This is a genomic window from Pantoea rodasii, from assembly GCF_002095465.1.
Lineage (GTDB): Bacteria > Pseudomonadota > Gammaproteobacteria > Enterobacterales > Enterobacteriaceae > Pantoea > Pantoea rodasii.
In genome coordinates this window covers 1-673 of the sequence record NZ_MLFP01000067.1, presented here as the reverse complement: position 1 = coordinate 673, position 673 = coordinate 1, and the positions used below count along the sequence as shown (strand labels likewise).

At 61.4% G+C, this 673-nt stretch carries 1 pseudogene; it reads left to right on the top strand.

Annotated elements, in window-relative coordinates:
* Positions 1-367: 367 nt before the first annotated feature.
* Positions 368-673: pseudogene (locus tag HA45_RS23365) on the top strand (tyrosine-type recombinase/integrase); the annotation flags it as partial.

Sequence of the window (673 nt, the reverse complement as noted above, 5' to 3'; positions counted from 1 at the left end):
AGAGTGCCTGGTACTTCCCCTGCCCTGCCTTTCCCCGGAAACTTCCTTCATCTACAGGGAGTTACGCGAGTTTTAGTTCCGAAAGCGTTGCCGATCGCCCCGCTTTTTATTCCGGTCCGTCCAGGTTATTCTCCGTATACGGGAGAATAGCCGGAAAACCGATCCGCAGAGGATCCGGTGAGGATCGATTTATTCCCGTGGTTTTCGCTGGACAGACGCGCGAAAATACGTTCTCACCCGCCAGACGACGGAGATTTAAATTCTGAGTACTTTACCCCGCGAAATCCCGCAGAATTCGCACAGCGCTGTCACTGAGCATAATCTGCACGATCATGGCGCCGCGCGCTACTTTGACTACGAAAGCGCGGTGGCGCTGCGCAACCTCGCCGCCGCCTACGGCACCGACATGCCCCGCTACCTGCTGGCGCCCGAGGTGGCGGTGCTGCTCGCTAAGGTGACCGATCTCCGCAAACGGCTGTTCATCGACGCCCTGTGGAATACCGGCGGGCGGCTGAATGAAATTCTGCCGCTGGCCAGAGAGGACTTCGTGCTGGACTCCCCGCTCACCGGCGCCCCGCTGTCCTCGCCGTTCGTGGTGCTGCGCACCCTCAAGCAGCGCGGGCTGGAAGAGGCCGCGAGAAACGCAGCCGCCGGCGCGGCCGCCCGACGAAGG